We start from the raw sequence: 15,803 nt of genomic DNA, 5'->3' as shown, positions 1-15,803 counted from the left end.
TGGTCGCGGGCCGGGCACCGGTCACCCGCGGGTGTGATGGTCGGCCCGCGAGCGGAGGTCGAATCGAGGAGCGGCGATGGCGCAGGCGAATGTGGCGGTGATCGGATACGGATTGTCCGGGGCGGTGTTCCACGCCCCGCTGATCGCCGCCGATCCCCGGCTCCGCGTGGCCGCGGTAGTGACTTCCTCGCCGGAGCGGGCCGGCCAGGCGCGCGAGGAACATCCCGGTGTGCGGGTATTCGCCACCGCCGACGAATTGTTCGGCGCGGCAACGGATATCGATCTGGTGGTGATCGCGAGCCCCAACCGCACGCACAGCTCCCTGACACTGCGGGCCGTGGCGGCCGGGCTGCCGGTGGTGGTCGACAAGCCTTTCGCCCTGACCGTCGCCGAGGGCGAGGCGATGATCGAGGCCGCCCGGCGGGCCGGCACCATGCTGACGGTGTTCCAGAATCGACGCTGGGACAGCGACTTTCGCACGGTGCACCGGCTGATGGCCGACGGCGCCCTGGGTGAGGTGCGCCGCTTCGAATCCCGGTTCGAGCGCTGGCGGCCGGAGATCAAGGGCGGGTGGCGAGAGGTCGGTGGCGCCGACGAAGGCGCCGGCATCCTCTACGACCTGGGCAGTCACCTGATCGATCAGGCGCTCGTCCTGTTCGGGCCGGTCGACGACGTCTACAGCGAACTCGACGCCCGCCGCCCCGGTGTGCGGGCCGACGACGATGTGTTCGTGGCCCTCACCCATGCCTCGGGCGTGCGGTCGCATCTCTGGATGAGTGCCGTTGCGCCCCAGCTGGGTCCGCGCTTCCGGGTGCTCGGCTCCGAGGCCGGTTACGTCTGTTACGGGCTGGACCCGCAGGAGGCGGCGCTGCGGGCCGGTCGTCGTCCCGGCGACGGGCAGCCGTGGGGGAGTGTCGATCCCGTCGACTGGGGTCAGCTCGGAGCCGAGGGCGATCTGCGCCTGACGCCCAGCGAACCCGGCGCCTATCCGGACTTCTACGCCGGGGTCGCCGCCGCCCTGCTCGACGGCGCCGAACCGCCGGTGGATCCCGCCGATGCCGTTGCGGCCCTGCGCATCATCGAGCGGGCGCGCGCGGTGGCGGCGCGTTGAGCGGCTGTCAGGGTTTGCGGGCGACGCCGCCGTAGGCCGCGATCTCGGCGGTGCGGCCCACCTCGCTGGAGTCGGCCTGCCACTGCGTGATGCAGGTGAAGCCGGGCTCGACGAATTCGAGTCCGTCGAAAGCCGCGGCGATCTCGGCACGCGTGCGCGGATAGTACGGTGTACCACCGGTTTTCGCGTATTCCGCGCACAGGTCGACATACGGCCGGCTGTCGTCGGTGCCGTCCCAGAGCACCAGGTAGCTGCCGGAGGGGACCGCCGCCAGCACCGTGCGCACGATGCGCAGCATGTCCTCGTAACTGCGGGCGTGGCCGAGGACGCCCATGAACATGACGGCCACCGGCTGCTGCAGATCCAGGATGGCCTCCGCCTCGGCGATGATCTTCTCCGGCTCGTGGAAATCGGCGTTGACGTAGGTGGTCACGCCCTCCGGAGTGGTGCTGGTGAGCAGCGCGCGGGCGTGCGCGAGGACCAGCGGGTCGTGGTCGACGTAGACGACCTTGGCGTCGGGCGCGACGCTCTGCGCCACCTCGTGGGTGTTCTGCATCGTCGGCAGACCGGTGCCGATATCGAGGAATTGCCGGATTCCGGGCTCGCCGGCCAGATGACGCACCGCCCGGATCAGGAACTGCCGCGACTGCACCGCCATGGTCGCGATATCCGGATCGATCTGCAGACTCGCCTCACCGACGGCGCGGTCGACCTCGTAATTGTCCTTGCCGCCCATCCAGAAATTCCAGATGCGCGCCGAGTGCGGGATATCGGTGCGGATCTGCGCCGGATCGTCGATGGCCATAAGTGCTGAGCTCCCGTAGGTGTGGGCGCCGCCGAACCGCGCGGCATCTCGTCGGTGCGAACTACGCGAGTATAGACCTCTGCGCTGCGGTCGTGTCGGAATATGTTGCAGGGCCGAAATATTCGGAACCGCTCTGCGGGTGCGAGTGTGCGGCCCGCGCGGATGCGTCCGATGCTGGTGTGCGGCAAGGGTATTCGGGAAGAAATCGCGGCGCCGCAGGGTTACGGTGCTGTCGCCGAGTCGTTAGCTAGAAATATGCTAGATAGACTCCCAGGTGTTGGGTGGCTGAGGGTGGCGTTCGCTCTCGCTCTCGCTGCCGACAGCGGAAGCCTGGTGTCTCTCAACACTAATCAAGCGTCCAATCTGGAAAATTGTCCATATCGTCATGTCGAATCGACACGTTCCATTCGGTCTGCGCGAGCGTGGTTTTAGGATTTCCTTGCCTCAGGCCGTAAGGTTGCCGATCGGTTACTGGATATCTCTTCTCACATGGAGGTGGTAGAGGGCTTGCACAGCACAGTGGTCGTCGTCGGATCCGGATTCGGGGGGATCGGCATGGGAACGGCGCTGCGGCGCGCGGGGATGGACGATTTCGTCATCCTGGAGGAATCGTCCGAATTGGGTGGCGTGTGGCGAGACAACACGTATCCGGGGTGCAACTGTGACGTACCGGCGCACCTGTATTCGTTCTCGTTCGCGCCGTATCGCGATACGGCCGTCCGCTTCCCGGGCCGCCGCCGGACCTTGGAATACCTACGGTCCATCGCCGCCGCCGAGGGTCTACCCGCCCACCTGCGCACCGGCACCGCCGTCACCGAGGCGACCTATTCGGAATCGGAGGCGCGCTGGGAACTACGGACCGCGAACGGGATTCGGCTCACCGCCGATATCGTGGTCTTCGCCGTCGGCCAATTGCATCGCCCGAACATTCCGGAGATCCCCGGCCGCGACGAATTCGGCGGCGCGTCGTTCCATACCGCCGGCTGGGACCACGCCGCGGATCTGCGCGGCCGGCGGATCGCCCTGATCGGCACCGGATCCAGTGCGGCGCAATGCCTGCCGACCCTCGCCGACACCGCCGCATCCGTGCGGATTTTTCAGCGCACGCCGCAGTGGATCCTGCCCAAACCCGCCCCCGAATTCGGCCCGGTCACCCGTGCGGCGCTCCGGCTGCCCGGTGCGCAGCGCGCCCACCGCTGGGGTCTGCAGCAAGCCGCCGACTCGTTGCTGGCGCCGATGATGCACCGCCGTTGGCCCGCCCGGCCCGCGGAATGGGCAGCGCGGCAGTATCTTCGACGGAGCATCGACGATCCGGTGCTGCGCGGCCGGCTCACCCCGGATTATCCGATCGGCGCCAAACGGATCGTCTTCGACAGCCACTTCTATCGCACGCTGCGCCGCGACAACGTGGACCTGACCACCGCCGCGATCGCGCGCATCACCCGCGACGGCATCCTGACCGCCGACGGCGGACGCTACGACGCCGACGTCATCGTCTACGCCACGGGTTTCCGTGCCTCCGAATTCCTGGCCCCGATCACGGTGCGCGGCCGCGGCGGCCGGTCCCTACAGGATCGATGGCGTTCGGGGCCGGATGCCTTCATGGGTCTGGCGGTGCCGGGATTTCCCAACGCCTTCCTCATCGCCGGACCCAACTCGTTCACCCCGGCGGGCAGCAATCCGACGATGAAGGAGCATCAGATCGCCTACATCATGCGCTGCCTGCGCTGGCGTGACGAGATCGGTGCGGCGGCGATCGAGGTGCGCGCCGACGCGATGGCGGCGCATCGGGAATGGCTGGCCGACGCGCTCGCGACCACGGTGTGGTCGACGGATGTGCCCAGCTGGTACACCCACGACAGCGGTGCGATCGCCAATCCGTGGCCGGCATCCGTGCGCACCTATGCCCGGATGCTGCGCCGCCCGCCGGCGCTGAGCTTCGCGCCGGTGCACCACACCGCCACCGCCGAAGCGGTCGGCGCCTGACCCGGCCCGCCCGAAAGGACCGCCCGGCGCGAAAGCCATTGCGCCGGGCGGTCCTTCGGTCAGGCGACGGTGGCGTCGAGTTCGACCTCGATATTGCCGCGAGTGGCCTTGGAATACGGGCAGACCAGATGAGCGCCCGCGACGAGCTCGTCCGCGGTCTGCTGGTCGATGCCGGACGCCTCCAGATGCAGTGCGGCGCTGAGCCGGAACTCGTCGCGCTCGGTGTCGTGGTGCAGGGTCACCTCGGCGACCACGGCCAGATCCTTCGGCGTCACCTTCTTCGCCGCTGCCACCCGCCGGACCGCGCCGACGAAGCAGGAGGCCCAGCCCGCGGCGAACAGCTGCTCGGGATTGCTGCCTCCGCCCGCGCCGCCGAGTGCCTTCGGCACGGCCAGGGTGATGTCCAGGGCGCCGTCGTCGGAGGTCGCGCGGCCGCCGTTGCGGCCCTCGGCGGTGGAGGTCGCGACCGCGGTGTAGGTGATGTCGGCCATGGCAGGATCCTTTCGGTAGCGGGTCGCGACCCCCATCGGCAGCGGAAAGCCCTGTGCTGCTGCCGGTTTCGCAGGAGGTCGAACGTCGTACCGAAACGGTAGGTCGCCGGGGCGCGCCGTCGCGCCCGTCGGGTGACGCACTCGGTGTACGTCACCCGGACGCGGAGATCAGTCCTCGTCGCGCGCCAGATGCTGCTTGGCCTGGTCATAATCGCCCTCGAGGTGGTGGCCGGGCCCGTAGACGAGGTGGACCACGCCGGTGCGGAAGGCGGTCGAGTGCAGCAGCGTGAGCGGGAGGGTGGCCTCGGCGTCGTCGAACAGGCGCATGCCGGACCGTACCGCGATCGGATGCACCAGCAGATGCAGTTCGTCGAGCAGGCCCGCGCCGAGCAGTGCGCGTACCACCGACACCGAGCCGGAGATGGCGATATCGCCGCCGGGTTCCTGCTTCAACGCCGTCACCCCGGCGATCAGATCACCCTGCAGCACTTCGGAATTGCGCCAGGTGAAGGTGTGATCGCTGCGCGACACCACGATCTTGCGGGCATCGCCCAGCTTGCGGCCGAAGTCGGCATCCGGCCCGCCCGCGGCCTCGCGTTCCGGCCAGGCGCCGGCGAAGCTGTCGTAGGTCTTGCGCCCCAGCAGCAGGGTGTCGGCGGTGCCGAGCTGGGCATCGACCGCCGCGCCCATCTCGTCGTTGTAGTACGGAAAGTGCCAGTCCTGCGGGTTCTCGACGACGCCGTCGAGAGCGATGAACAAGCCGGCCGTGATGGTGCGCATGATGTCTCCTGGATCCGAAAGTCCCTGTTGCACAATCCGACGGCGCGAGCGCGGCGAACTCATCGCTGCCGGAGAAAGCGCCGCGGAGGCGGGCGCGATGGTGGGACCGGAGTAAAAAGTGAGCGGTTCCCCATATTTTGTCGGCAAATATCCCGTTCGTCCGATGCTGTCGCCGATTTGCCCAGGTCAGAGGCTGTGCCGGGAAGTGTCGAATATGTCCAAAACGGAGTAGAAGGTGAGCGGAGGCTCGCATTACCGTTCCATCAGGTAACACATACGGCCGGTGACCGGGCGGTGTCGATATCGCCCGATCACCGATCCGGCAGATCTCGCGAAGGCTGCGGATCTGGTCCGTGACAAGGAGGTCAAAGTGACTACAGCAAGCACAGTCGGTGCTGAGCGCGCGATTTCCGTCCGCGCCACCTCGCTGTCCATGCGGGATGCGCAGGCCATGTCCCGGGAACTGGTCCTACACCTCGGCGGATCCGTGGCGCCGTTCACCACCCTGCCCGCCGACGTGATGTCCGGTGACGTGGCGGCGGTCGCGCGGATCTGTGTGGAATGGTCGATCCGCCGGGTCAACGGCGGGGATCTTCCCGAACGCACCGATCGCCTGCGGGCCGCGGCCGCGCGCTGGTGCCGCGCCGGCATCCCGATCGAAGTGGTCGTGCACGCGGTCCACGAGGGATTCAAGGCCGGACTGGACCTGCTGTTCGCCCGCGCCCAGGCCAGCGATGCCGAACTCGTCGTCAAGGGCACCGCCACCGCGCTGGAACTGCTGGATCTCATCACCGCGACCGTCAGCAAGGCCTATGTCCAGGAGCGTCGCGCCGACGCCGTGGAGCATCACACCGCCGTGCACACGCTCACCTCGGCGCTGCTCGGCGGGCACGCCACCACGAAGATGGCGCGCGAATGCGGGATCCGGATCGCCAAGCGGTATCACGTTCTCGCGCTGTGGATTCCGCCGCATCCCGACGAGACGCATCCGCGGCTGGACCGGAACGTGGTCGCGCGCCGCAAGCTGCGGCGGGTGCAGGCCGCGCTGGCGAAACTGCTGCGCAACCAGCCGCTCGCCATGCTGTCGGTCGACGGCGGCACCGTGCTCGTCCCCGAAACCGCGTGTACCGAACCGGAATTGGACGACCTCGTCGCGCAGCTGTCGGAGCTGGCCGGAGTGCCGCTGACCGCCGCGGTGGTGGGCGCCGCCGCGGCCGACGTGCCGGCCGCGGCGCAACAGGCGCATGATCTGCTCGACACGGTGCGCCGGCTCGGACGCGGGCCCGGGGTCCATCGCTTCGCCGAACTCGCGCTGCACTACCAGCTCACCCGGCCCGGGATCGGCCGCGACATCCTCGATGCCCGCCTCGCGCCGCTGGACGACCACCCCGAACTGCTGGAGACGCTGCACGTGTTCTTCAACACCGACCTCAACCGGCAGCGCGCCGCGCGGCAACTGTGCATCCACCCGAACACCATCGATTACCGGCTGCGCCGCATCGGCCAGCTCACCGGGTTCGACCCGTCGCGCACCACCGGATTGTGGTATCTGCGTTCGGCATTGATCGCGCGGCTCAGCATCGCCGACCGCGAGGCCTCGCCGGCGCGGCGGCCCGCCTGACCGCGGACCTCACGCCTCGGGGCCGGTCGGTGGCCGGTCGGTGGTGCCGTCCAGGTGCGGGTACACCACCTCCTGCACGATCAGCAGCACCGCGGCTGCACACGGTATCGCCAGCAGCGCGCCGAGGATGCCGAGCAGGGCGCCGCCCAGGATGATCGCCACCACCGTGACCACCGCCGGCACTCGCACGGTGCGGTCCATGATGCGCGGGACGAGCAGATAGTCCTCGAGCAGCCGCATCGCGAGGAAGAATCCGGCCGTGGCGATGCTGACCGGCAGCGAAACGGTCAGCGCGACGGCGGTGATGATCAGCCCGGCGACCGTCGAGCCGACCAGCGGCACCAGGTCCAGCAGGGCCACCAGCACCGAGAGGATCAGCGGGTACGGCACCGAGAACACCGTCAGCCAGACGAAGGTGGCGATCGCGGTGATCAGCGAGATCACCAGGTTGCCCAGGACGTATCCGCCGACCTTGGCGAAGATGGCGTCGCCGAGCAGGATGGCGCGGGGCCGGCGCGACTGCGGGAAGAACCGGTACAGGCTGTGCCGGATCCGCGGGAAATTCGCCGAGAAGTAGATGGTCAGCACCGCGACGATCAACGCGCTGGCGAGCACGCCGAAAACCCGCTCACCGGCGCCGAGCAGGCCGTGCCGCAACGAGGGGTTGTCGGTGAGCCCGTGTTGGAGCTCCTGATCCAGATGCAATCGCTGCGACCACGATCGGATCAGCGGGTACTGGTTCTCCAGGTCGTGCAGTTGGTCGGTGGCGTGGTCGACCAGATCGCCGCCCTGGATGATCAGCGGTGTGATGGCCGCGGCCAGGAATCCGGCGACGAGCAGTGTGGCACAACCGAATACGACGGCGACCGCAGCCCAGCGCGGCAACCGGTGCCGATGCAGCCAGGCGACCACGGGCTCGATGCCGATCGCCAGGAACAGCGCGACGCCCACCAGGACGAGGGCCTGTCGTGCGGTCGCCAGCATCTGCACGATGCCGATCGCGAGGAGTACGCCGAGGCCGCCGGTCACGCCGATCACGAACGGTGAATTGCGGTCGAACCGCGGGCCCGGCCGCCCGTGCGGGTGCCGCGCACCGGCCGACTCGGAGGCCGCGCGTTCGGCTGCCGCGATCGGCTCCGGCACCGACGGTTCGCCCTGCGGGCCGCGCTCGGCGTCCGAATCGGCGGAACTGCCCATCCTTGGCAGCGTAGTGCCCGCGCGCCCTGCTCGGGCCGGACTACGTGAGCGGGCCCGTACCGGAACCGGGTCGGCTCACAGTCCCAGTGCCTGCGCGAAGACCGGCCAGCTCCGGTGCAGGTCCTCCTGCCAGTAGCCCCACGAATGGGTGCCGGTGGGGCGCATGTCGAAGGTGGCGGGGATGGCGAGCTCGGTGAGCCGGGTGCGCAGTTCGCGTGTGCAGCGGACCGCGCCGGTTTCCAGTGCGCCGCCGACGAGGATCTGATCGGCCAGTTTGGCTGGGCTGGAACGGATTCCGGGTCCGTCCAGGGTGTCGAGGGGGCCGGGGAGTCCGGTGCCGGTGGAGACGTAGATCGCGGTGCCGCGCAAGCGGTCCGCGTGCACGTAGGGGTCGTTTGCCGCCCACGCCGGGTCCGTCGGCGGGCCCCACATGTTCACCGTATTGCCCCTACCGCCGCCCACGACCGCGTCGACGATGAGCTGACCGGCAGGATCGCTGGTGCGCGCGCATCCGGAGTAGGAGCCGACCGCCTTGTACAAACCCGGGGCGGCCAGTGCCAGCTGAAAGACCGAGGTCCCGGCCATGGAGATGCCGATGATCGCGTTCGTGCCGTTCCCGCCGAAACCGGAATCGATGATCGGCGGCAGCTCCTCGGTCAGGAACGTCGTCCACCGCTGCCGGCCCAGCACCGGATCGTCGGCGCGCCAGTCGGTGAAGTAACTGCTGGCTCCGCCGAACGGCACCACGACGTTCACCTGTTCGCCGGCGAAGAACTGCGCGATATCGGTCCGGTTGATCCAGTTGCCGTCGGCGCCGCCGTCGATACCGTTCAGCAGGTACACCGTGGGGGCCGGGCGCGAGCGGTCGGGCGCCGGAAGGACCTCCAGGCGGATTGGACTGTTCATCGCCGCGGAGTGGACGGTGACCGTGAGTGCGCGCGGCGAACCGGGTGCCGCGGTCGTGAGGACGGAACCGTCGGGGGAGGGTCGGGCATCCGTCAAGGCCTGGGTGGACGAAACCGAGGCGACGGCAGGCGAATTCGGTGCGGCAGGAGGTTCGACGGGTGGTGGTTGGGCGGCGGCCGGACCGCACGCGAGCCCGGCCGTCATCGACAGCGCCGCGGCCAATCGAGCCGAGGCTCGGAAGCTCTGTGAGACAGCAGAATTCACGCGCCGCCTTTCCTGGGTACGGAAACCGCTGACGCCGACGATAGGGCGGGCCGTGCTGCCCGACAATCACCTCGCGTCGGCTTTGGCCCGTATGCCAGCGCGGGAGCGCCCGGCCTGGTAATGGCCACAAATTCCGCGCTATCGGCTGCCGGGGCGGGGGCCGGCGTCGTTGACTGTGGTCGGCCGTCGGGGAGTCGTGCCGCGAACACATGTCGAGATCGGAGTGCGAGGATGGTCAGCCGTCCGCCGAGAAAGCGCATCGCCCGTGCCGTCGCCGTCCTGTCGGCCGTGATCACCATCGCGGCAGCGATCACCGCCACGAACGATCGCGCGGGCGCCGATCCCGACGATCCGGCGACCGTCACCGCGCCCGACGGATCGCACATCAGCGACATCCATCGGCGCGACGACCGGATCCTGGATATCGGCGTGTACTCGGCGGCGATGCGCAGTGTGACTCGCGTGCAACTGATTCGGGCCGCCGACCCGGACCGGCCGGCGCCGACGCTGTATCTGCTCAACGGCGCCAACGGCGGTATCAGCGACGGCAGTTGGTCCGATCGCACCGATATCACCGACTTCTTCGCCGACAAGCAGGTCAATGTGGTGGTGCCGTTCGGCGGAGCCAGCAGCTACTTCACCGATTGGCGCGCCGACGACCCGGTGCTCGGCCGGCAGCGGTGGCGCACCTTCCTGACCAAGGAATTGCCGCCGATCATCGACTCCGGTTTCGGCGGAACCGGAGTCGATGCGATCGCGGGAATTTCGATGGCGGGGACCTCGGTCTTCCAGCTGGCATTGGCCGCTCCGGGTTTGTACAAGGCGGTCGGCTCGTACTCCGGATGTGTGCGCACCAGCGACCCACAGGGCCAGTTGATCGTCGACGCCGTGGTCGGAAATCGAATGGGCAATACGGTGAACATGTGGGGGCCGCCGACGGATCCGGCGTGGGCGGCCAACGATCCGTATCTGCATGCGGATCGCTTGCGCGGCACCGCGATCTACGTCTCCACCGGCACCGGGATCCCCGGGCCACTCGACACTTTCCAGGGCGCCCACGGCGACGCGACGCAACTCGCGTATCAACTGGTCTTCGGCGCGGCTCTCGAAGGGGTGACCAATATCTGCACCCACCAGTTGCACGACCGTCTGCAGCAACTCGGCGTGCCCGCGACCTTCGATTTCCGGGCGACCGGTACTCACTCCTGGGGCTACTGGCAGGACGACCTGCACACTTCCTGGCCGCTGTTCGCCGACGCCCTCGGCGCGTGAGGGCGCGACCCGGTCAGCGCACGCGGTCGTAGACGACGGCCGTCTCGCCCAGCTCACCCGTTTCCTGATGGGAGAGCGACCAATTCGTCGCCGGCAGTCCGTCGTCGAACAGACGCGGTCCGCCACCGGCGATTTCGGGGCAGACGATGAGGTAGAGCCGGTCGAGCAGGTCGGCGGCGAGCAGATCCTTGATGACGCTCGCGCTGCTGTTGACCAGGATGTCGCCGCTGCCGGTGCGGCGCAGGTCGGCGATCACGTCGGCGGCCGGGGCGTTCACGATGCGGGTGCGGTCCCAGGGTGCGTCGGTCAGTGTCCGGGACAGCACCACCTTCTCCGTATCGACCAGCCACTTCGCATATCCGCGGTCGCGCGGGTCGGCGGAGTCGTCGGCGGCGACCGTGGGCCAGAAGCCGAGGAAACCCTGCGCGTTGAGCCGGCCGAGTACCGCCGTCGTGGCGTTCTCCCGCATCCGGGTCATCTGGTCGCGCGCGACCTCGGTGGTCGCATAGCGCACGATCGGGCCCATATCGCCCGGGCCGGCGGGGCCGTGATACCGGCCGTCGAGGGTGATGCTGAGGTTGGCGGTCACTCTGCGGGTGTCGCTCATCGTGGGGCTCCTTCGTTGTTTCGTGTTGTTATTCGGTGGACGTGGATGCGCCGACGGCGTCGGCGAGGTTGTCGAGGACTGCGGCCCAACCGGTTTCGATTCCGGCGATGAAAGCGACCGCGTCGACGGTGGTTTCGGTGATGGTCAACGCCACGTGCAGCCGGGTGCCCTCGGCGGTCTCGGTGAGGGTGAGGGAGTAGCGGCCGGTGAAAGCCACCGCGCCCGCGGCATCCAGGACGGACAGATCGAAGACCAGACGCTCGTTCTTCTCCGCTGCCAGCACGCGCCCCTGCGAGCGATACCGCTGCCCCTCGGGATCGCGATAGTCCAGCACGGCCCGGCCGCCGGGTGTGGGTTCGAGTACGCATTCGGTGATGCGCATCGGCGCCGGCGCCCACCAGGCCGCCAGCAGATCCGGATCGACCCAGTGCCGCCACACGGCGCCACGCGGCGCGGACAGTATGCGCTCGAAGGTGAACGTGCGTCCGTCCGCCCATCGATCCTGCTGTGCCGCAGCGGTTTCCGCGTCGATCGCCGCACGGTACCGGGCAACCACATCCCGCTCCCCGGCATGCGCCTCGGCCGTCTCCGCCACCTCGCACAGTCGCCGCGCCAGCTCGCGCAGCGGCCCGGCCTCGAGGGCGTAGACCCGCCGCTGCCCCAGCGGGAAAACCGCCACCACGCCGGCCCGCGCCAACGTCTGCAGATGCTTGGTCGTCTGCGGCTGCCGCAACCCGGTCGCCTCCGCCAACTCCCCGACCGAGCGAGGCCGCTCGGCCAGCAGCTCGACGATCCGCCACCGCGAACCGTCGCCCAAGGCGGAGAAGATCTGATTCATGAGCCAAGTATTCACTGTGAAGAATATTCCTGTCAAGGAATATCTTTGCGGCTCTGAGGAGTGGCCGGTCGTGGGCTCGCCGGGCCTGTCGAGCACTCCGACGATCCGCTGGGCGATGTCAGCGCGGTGGGATACGAGTAGGTCCGGACGCGTCGCACGGTCGGCCGATGGTGGTGGCGTCCAGGGAGGTCTGTCGGACCTCTCTCGTATGTTCCCTTCGGAACCGGCATCGGGTCGGGCGGCGTGAAGGAGTGGTATGGACGGCGGCTGTCTCTGCGGCAATATCCGGTTCTCCGCGACCGGCGACCCGGACTTTCCTCATCTGTGCTCGTGCGAGCACTGTCAGCGGCTCTCGGGTGCGCCGGTGATGGCGTGGGTGTCGTTCCCGGAGAAGGGATTCGCGTGGACCGGTCCGGGCGGTGAGCCGGCCTGGTTCGAAACATTCCCGCAGATCTGCCGCGGGTTCTGTCCGAAGTGCGGTTCCTCGATCGCGTCCAAGGGCGATGAACCCGGCCTGGTGGGCGTCACGATCACGGCGTTGGACAATCATTCCGGGCTGATCCCGGTCAAGCAGAGCTTCGCGCACAACGCCGTTCCGTGGTTGGCGCCCTTGAGATGAGACGCGGTGGCCCGGTCGGCGTCAGATGATGTCCACGATTTTGCCGATGTGCTTTCCGTCTTCCAGGTGGCCAATTGCGTGATCACGGAGCGCGCCGCACGACATGCGCTCGGAAACGTGAACGCCCAGACGATGTTCGAGGCTCTTCCCGCGGTCAGTTGCAGATCTGCTGGAACGGGAAGAACGGCGGCTCCGGAGCCGCGCTCGGCTTCATGTTCGAGCGCGGAGCAGGTATTCGAAGCGAGGGCTACATATCACGTCGAGGGCGTCGTGTGCCGAGTCGCCGACCGAGGTCTCGGGTCCGCTCGAACGCTATGACGTTCGGCCCTGGTGGCCTGCCTGCACGGTGGCGCATGGTTGTCGCATGACCGGTGTGCTCGACATCACGGGTGCCGCGGCAGTGGGAATAGCGGCTGCGGTGGCCTACCGGCGCTTTCTGGCGCCTCGACTGCTGACGTGGGGTGCGACCGATGACGAAGTTACCGGCCCCTTTCCTGGTGGCGACCTCGTCCCTGAGGGGGAGCGCGGAGCAACCATGGCCGTCACCATCGAGGCGGCCGTGGAGCAGGTTTGGCCGTGGCTGGTTCAAATGGGTTGGGACCGCGGAGGCTTCTATTCCTGGGACCTCTTCGACAACGCGGGCCGTCCCAGCGCCCGGGAGGTTCACCCGGAGTGGCAGGACCTCGGCGTCGGGGACCGTTTGAAGTGCCTCGGCCTCCCCTCTTATGCGGTGGTAACCCTTGAACCGAACCGATTCTTGGGGCTCTATTGGCTAGCCGATCTCCGGGGACAGTTGCTCGATCCGAGCCGGCCGCGGCCCTCGGCCTACATGGAGGGGCTCTGGGGCTTTCGCCTGACCGAGCTGCCTGGCCGACGCACCCGCCTGGTCATCGGCGGCTACCAAGCCGCCCGCCCCAGATGGTTCGAGCGGTTGATGTACGACTGGGTCTTTCCCCTAGTGGTGTGGACGATGCAGGCGCGCATGCTGGCCGTGCTGAAGCGCAACGTCGAGCGGACGGCCTCTGCGCTCGCCGAGCCACAGCCAAGACCTGCGGATGGTGGCATGTCAGGCGACGTCCGTCTCGATTGATCGGTCCGGTTCGGTGGGGGGTGATCAATGGCCCGGGGATCAACTCGAACCGTAGGGCATCCATGGAACGTCTGACTCCGAGCGGGTGATTCACGGCCGGGTGTGTGCCAGGCGGGTGAAGGTTGCGTGTAGTGCGCGGGTGAGGGTGTCTTGCTCGGGGAGGATGTCGGGGTCGGCGATGGTGTTGACCGTAAGGGTGCCCGCGTAGGACAGCACCGCGAAGGTGACGCCGACGTTTCCCGGTGTTGCTACCAGTGGCACGAGCGCGTCGATCCGATGGCCCACCAGGTGCAGGGCCGTGGCGGGGCCGTGCAGGTTCGTTTCGAAGCTGTGCACCAGTCGTTGATGGTCGATGAACAGCCGGAACAAGCCGAAGCGATGAATCAGCCGGAATGCCAGCCCCAGCGGCCTCGCCGAGCTCGCCCGGGGCGACGATCCTCTCGCGGCGGTGGTCGCGGTGACGATCGCGGTAAGCCGAGCCGCATCATCGGTGATGGCCGGCACCGCCAGCGGGCGCACGCCGGTGTCGTTGCCGAGATCGCTCACGGTGGTGGTACGGCGCCCGGAGACCGGAATCGACATCACCAGCCGGTGCGGTCGTTCCCCGCGAGCGTCCAGGATCTCGAGCAGGGCACCGGTGACTGCGGCGAGGACGACATCGTTGACGGTGCCCCCGAACCGGTGTGCGGTGGCGGCCACCTCGTTCAGCGCCACGGCGGTCGATGCCACTCTGCGGCGATGTGTGGTGGGCCGGAGCAGCGAGATCCGTTCGGCCGGACGCAGTAAGGGCGCTCCGAATGTCAGTTCCCGCAGTCCCGCACAGCCACGCCGGAGATCGGCCGCAAGCGAGCCGATCGCGTGCAGCTTCGCCAGTGTCGCGTCCACCGCAAGTTCCCGGATGCTCGGCGCTGGGCGTGGAAACCGCGCGACGGCTGCGTGGTTGCCTTCGTCGGCCAGGGCAGTCAGGACGGCCAGACTGCCGAGGCCGTCCGCGAGCACGTGATGGAGGACGACGACGAGTGCGGTATCGCCGGTTCCGGTCACCGAATACGCCTGCCACAGCGGAAGGTCGGGTGCGAATGGACGGCACAGCAGGTCGGCGGCGATATCGAACAGTGCCCGGCGAGTGCCTGGTTGCGGCCACCGCAGGTGTGTCAGGTGCCGGTCCACCGAGAACGTCGGATCGTCGACCCAGATCGGTCGGCCGCAGCCGAAAGGGGTGTCGCGCAGCGCCTGTCACAGCCGCGGGACATGCGGGACACGTTCGTGCAGCAACGCGCGGACTTCGGCCGGGGTCGGCCCGGCACCGTCGAAGATCAAGATTGCGCCGAGGTTCATCGGCACCGAGGCATGGTCTGCGGCCAGCACCGTCAGGTCCGCAGGCCCGGCTCGGTCGATCCGGCCTCGGCGTGAACTGTCAGCGTGCGATCGGAATCCGTCGGCTCGCAAAGACTTCCGGGCGATATCCATTCATCCCCGTGTTTCCGCATCCGCAGCGATCGTGCGCAACGTGGCACGCATTATGTGCGCCACGAACGGGCGGATCAACCACCAGTACCGCAGAAATCGCCGCCGTGATACCGGATCGGTGGTGACGGTGCGAACCTCGTAGCCGAGCAGGCTGGCGTGCTCGCCATAACCGGTGACGGTAAAGTTCGCCGCGATCTTCCCCCATCCCGGCTCGGTGAAGCCGGCGAAGGCCGCCCGTGGTACGTCGCGCCATTCGATATCCGGCCGCCAGAACTTGCCGACCGCACCGAACGCGATCTCACGTCCCGGTATCTCGCCGAGCAGCAGCCAGCCCGGCAGCCCGACCCCCTCACCCACCACCAGTCGCTGCGGAGTGGGAACCGCCCGGCCGCTCCAGCGAGCGGGCAGCCCCCGAATCCACATCGAGACCGTCGTCAGCGGCGTACGCACGCTCAGCAGATCCAGACCGCGTGCCGCCTGGTAGGTCACACGCGGATCAGCGTGCACCACCAGATGCTCGATCAGGCCGGCGTCGAAGGCCGGCACCGCGGACTCGATAAGCATCGGGCCGACACCGGATCCTGTCGTCATAGATCCCATCATCGGCACAGCTCCGTAGCCGCCCCAGGGCCGAAGGTAACGTCGCCCTGAGACCTTGGGAGGAGATATTCGACCGATCGCGTTACCGGATCTGTTGGACCGGCGGGGAGCGATCGTCGATACGATCTCGCCCGGCGGTTTCCGGA

The 15,803-nt window shown here is 68.2% G+C and carries 16 protein-coding genes; 6 read left to right on the top strand and 10 right to left on the bottom strand.

The genetic code is table 11. The features are described 5' to 3' along the window. The first annotated feature begins 76 nt into the window (after positions 1-76). On the top strand, positions 77-1,111 hold the full coding sequence (locus tag ON23_RS15310) for a Gfo/Idh/MocA family protein (RefSeq protein WP_039778958.1): 1,035 nt from the start codon (positions 77-79) through the stop codon (positions 1,109-1,111). A gap of 7 nt (positions 1,112-1,118) precedes the next feature. Here the strand turns inward: ON23_RS15310 and ON23_RS15305 are convergent, their stop codons facing one another. Continuing rightward, positions 1,119-1,916 (bottom strand): SAM-dependent methyltransferase, encoded by a 798-nt coding sequence (locus tag ON23_RS15305; RefSeq protein WP_039778957.1) that lies wholly within the window; start codon positions 1,914-1,916, stop codon positions 1,119-1,121. Between the two features lie 489 nt (positions 1,917-2,405). Between ON23_RS15305 and ON23_RS15300 the strand changes: the two genes are divergently transcribed. Further along, the gene (locus ON23_RS15300) at positions 2,406-3,902 is read left to right on the top strand and encodes a flavin-containing monooxygenase (RefSeq protein ID WP_051042722.1); all 1,497 of its coding nucleotides are present in this window, start codon (positions 2,406-2,408) and stop codon (positions 3,900-3,902) included. Between the two features lie 59 nt (positions 3,903-3,961). Here the strand turns inward: ON23_RS15300 and ON23_RS15295 are convergent, their stop codons facing one another. Continuing rightward, positions 3,962-4,393 (bottom strand): organic hydroperoxide resistance protein, encoded by a 432-nt coding sequence (locus ON23_RS15295; RefSeq protein ID WP_039778956.1) that lies wholly within the window; start codon positions 4,391-4,393, stop codon positions 3,962-3,964. 168 nt (positions 4,394-4,561) lie between these two features. Beyond that, entirely contained in the window at positions 4,562-5,173 is a 612-nt protein-coding gene (locus ON23_RS15290; RefSeq protein WP_039778954.1) for a dihydrofolate reductase family protein, read from the bottom strand. 370 nt (positions 5,174-5,543) lie between these two features. Here ON23_RS15290 and ON23_RS15285 point away from each other — a divergent pair, with 370 nt between their 5' ends. After that, positions 5,544-6,794 (top strand): PucR family transcriptional regulator, encoded by a 1,251-nt coding sequence (locus ON23_RS15285; protein ID WP_051042750.1) that lies wholly within the window; start codon positions 5,544-5,546, stop codon positions 6,792-6,794. A gap of 9 nt (positions 6,795-6,803) precedes the next feature. Here ON23_RS15285 and ON23_RS15280 read toward each other — a convergent pair whose 3' ends face one another. Continuing rightward, the gene (locus tag ON23_RS15280; RefSeq protein WP_039778953.1) at positions 6,804-7,991 is read right to left on the bottom strand and encodes an AI-2E family transporter; all 1,188 of its coding nucleotides are present in this window, start codon (positions 7,989-7,991) and stop codon (positions 6,804-6,806) included. Positions 7,992-8,066: 75 nt separating this feature from the next. Then, positions 8,067-9,101 carry an alpha/beta hydrolase gene (locus ON23_RS15275; protein WP_083903998.1) on the bottom strand — a complete coding sequence of 345 codons (1,035 nt, stop codon included), beginning with the start codon at positions 9,099-9,101 and terminating at the stop codon, positions 8,067-8,069. Between the two features lie 291 nt (positions 9,102-9,392). Between ON23_RS15275 and ON23_RS15270 the strand changes: the two genes are divergently transcribed. After that, the gene (locus tag ON23_RS15270) at positions 9,393-10,433 is read left to right on the top strand and encodes an alpha/beta hydrolase (protein ID WP_039778951.1); all 1,041 of its coding nucleotides are present in this window, start codon (positions 9,393-9,395) and stop codon (positions 10,431-10,433) included. 13 nt (positions 10,434-10,446) lie between these two features. Here the strand turns inward: ON23_RS15270 and ON23_RS15265 are convergent, their stop codons facing one another. Together ON23_RS15265 and ON23_RS15260 are read right to left on the bottom strand one after the other, a co-directional pair. Beyond that, positions 10,447-11,040, bottom strand: a complete 594-nt coding sequence (locus ON23_RS15265; RefSeq protein ID WP_039778950.1) for a dihydrofolate reductase family protein — start codon at positions 11,038-11,040, stop codon at positions 10,447-10,449. Between the two features lie 28 nt (positions 11,041-11,068). Then, positions 11,069-11,878: a metalloregulator ArsR/SmtB family transcription factor gene (locus ON23_RS15260; protein ID WP_039778949.1), complete on the bottom strand. Its 810-nt coding sequence runs from the start codon at positions 11,876-11,878 to the stop codon at positions 11,069-11,071. Between the two features lie 256 nt (positions 11,879-12,134). Here ON23_RS15260 and ON23_RS15255 point away from each other — a divergent pair, with 256 nt between their 5' ends. Both ON23_RS15255 and ON23_RS15250 read left to right on the top strand, forming a co-directional pair. Beyond that, positions 12,135-12,497 carry a GFA family protein gene (locus ON23_RS15255; protein WP_039778948.1) on the top strand — a complete coding sequence of 121 codons (363 nt, stop codon included), beginning with the start codon at positions 12,135-12,137 and terminating at the stop codon, positions 12,495-12,497. A 364-nt stretch (positions 12,498-12,861) separates the two neighbouring features. Then, positions 12,862-13,587 (top strand): hypothetical protein, encoded by a 726-nt coding sequence (locus ON23_RS15250; protein ID WP_063821274.1) that lies wholly within the window; start codon positions 12,862-12,864, stop codon positions 13,585-13,587. A gap of 90 nt (positions 13,588-13,677) precedes the next feature. Here the strand turns inward: ON23_RS15250 and ON23_RS15245 are convergent, their stop codons facing one another. The 3 genes from ON23_RS15245 to ON23_RS15240 form a co-directional block, all read right to left on the bottom strand. Further along, positions 13,678-14,817, bottom strand: a complete 1,140-nt coding sequence (locus tag ON23_RS15245) for a wax ester/triacylglycerol synthase domain-containing protein (RefSeq protein WP_223273751.1) — start codon at positions 14,815-14,817, stop codon at positions 13,678-13,680. 6 nt (positions 14,818-14,823) lie between these two features. After that, positions 14,824-14,955 carry a hypothetical protein gene (locus tag ON23_RS39590; RefSeq protein WP_262985074.1) on the bottom strand — a complete coding sequence of 44 codons (132 nt, stop codon included), beginning with the start codon at positions 14,953-14,955 and terminating at the stop codon, positions 14,824-14,826. A gap of 102 nt (positions 14,956-15,057) precedes the next feature. Beyond that, entirely contained in the window at positions 15,058-15,648 is a 591-nt protein-coding gene (locus tag ON23_RS15240) for a hypothetical protein (protein WP_094027302.1), read from the bottom strand. Between the last annotated feature and the right edge of the window lie 155 nt (positions 15,649-15,803).

The organism is Nocardia cerradoensis NBRC 101014 (assembly GCF_000308535.1).
In the GTDB taxonomy this organism is placed as follows: Bacteria; Actinomycetota; Actinomycetes; order Mycobacteriales; family Mycobacteriaceae; genus Nocardia; species Nocardia cerradoensis.
The sequence above is the reverse complement of the archived record's forward strand: the minus strand, read 5'-3'. Positions and strand labels throughout refer to the sequence as shown.

Coding starts and splice junctions, on each gene's coding strand:
- ON23_RS15310 (WP_039778958.1), top strand. CDS start 77: ATGGCGCAGGCGAATGTGGCGGTGATCGGATACGGATTGTCCGGGGCG.
- ON23_RS15305 (WP_039778957.1), bottom strand. CDS start 1,916: ATGGCCATCGACGATCCGGCGCAGATCCGCACCGATATCCCGCACTCG.
- ON23_RS15300 (WP_051042722.1), top strand. CDS start 2,406: ATGGAGGTGGTAGAGGGCTTGCACAGCACAGTGGTCGTCGTCGGATCC.
- ON23_RS15295 (WP_039778956.1), bottom strand. CDS start 4,393: ATGGCCGACATCACCTACACCGCGGTCGCGACCTCCACCGCCGAGGGC.
- ON23_RS15290 (WP_039778954.1), bottom strand. CDS start 5,173: ATGCGCACCATCACGGCCGGCTTGTTCATCGCTCTCGACGGCGTCGTC.
- ON23_RS15280 (WP_039778953.1), bottom strand. CDS start 7,991: ATGGGCAGTTCCGCCGATTCGGACGCCGAGCGCGGCCCGCAGGGCGAA.
- ON23_RS15275 (WP_083903998.1), bottom strand. CDS start 9,101: ATGACGGCCGGGCTCGCGTGCGGTCCGGCCGCCGCCCAACCACCACCC.
- ON23_RS15270 (WP_039778951.1), top strand. CDS start 9,393: ATGGTCAGCCGTCCGCCGAGAAAGCGCATCGCCCGTGCCGTCGCCGTC.
- ON23_RS15265 (WP_039778950.1), bottom strand. CDS start 11,040: ATGAGCGACACCCGCAGAGTGACCGCCAACCTCAGCATCACCCTCGAC.
- ON23_RS15260 (WP_039778949.1), bottom strand. CDS start 11,878: ATGAATCAGATCTTCTCCGCCTTGGGCGACGGTTCGCGGTGGCGGATC.
- ON23_RS15255 (WP_039778948.1), top strand. CDS start 12,135: ATGGACGGCGGCTGTCTCTGCGGCAATATCCGGTTCTCCGCGACCGGC.
- ON23_RS15250 (WP_063821274.1), top strand. CDS start 12,862: ATGACCGGTGTGCTCGACATCACGGGTGCCGCGGCAGTGGGAATAGCG.
- ON23_RS15240 (WP_094027302.1), bottom strand. CDS start 15,648: ATGACGACAGGATCCGGTGTCGGCCCGATGCTTATCGAGTCCGCGGTG.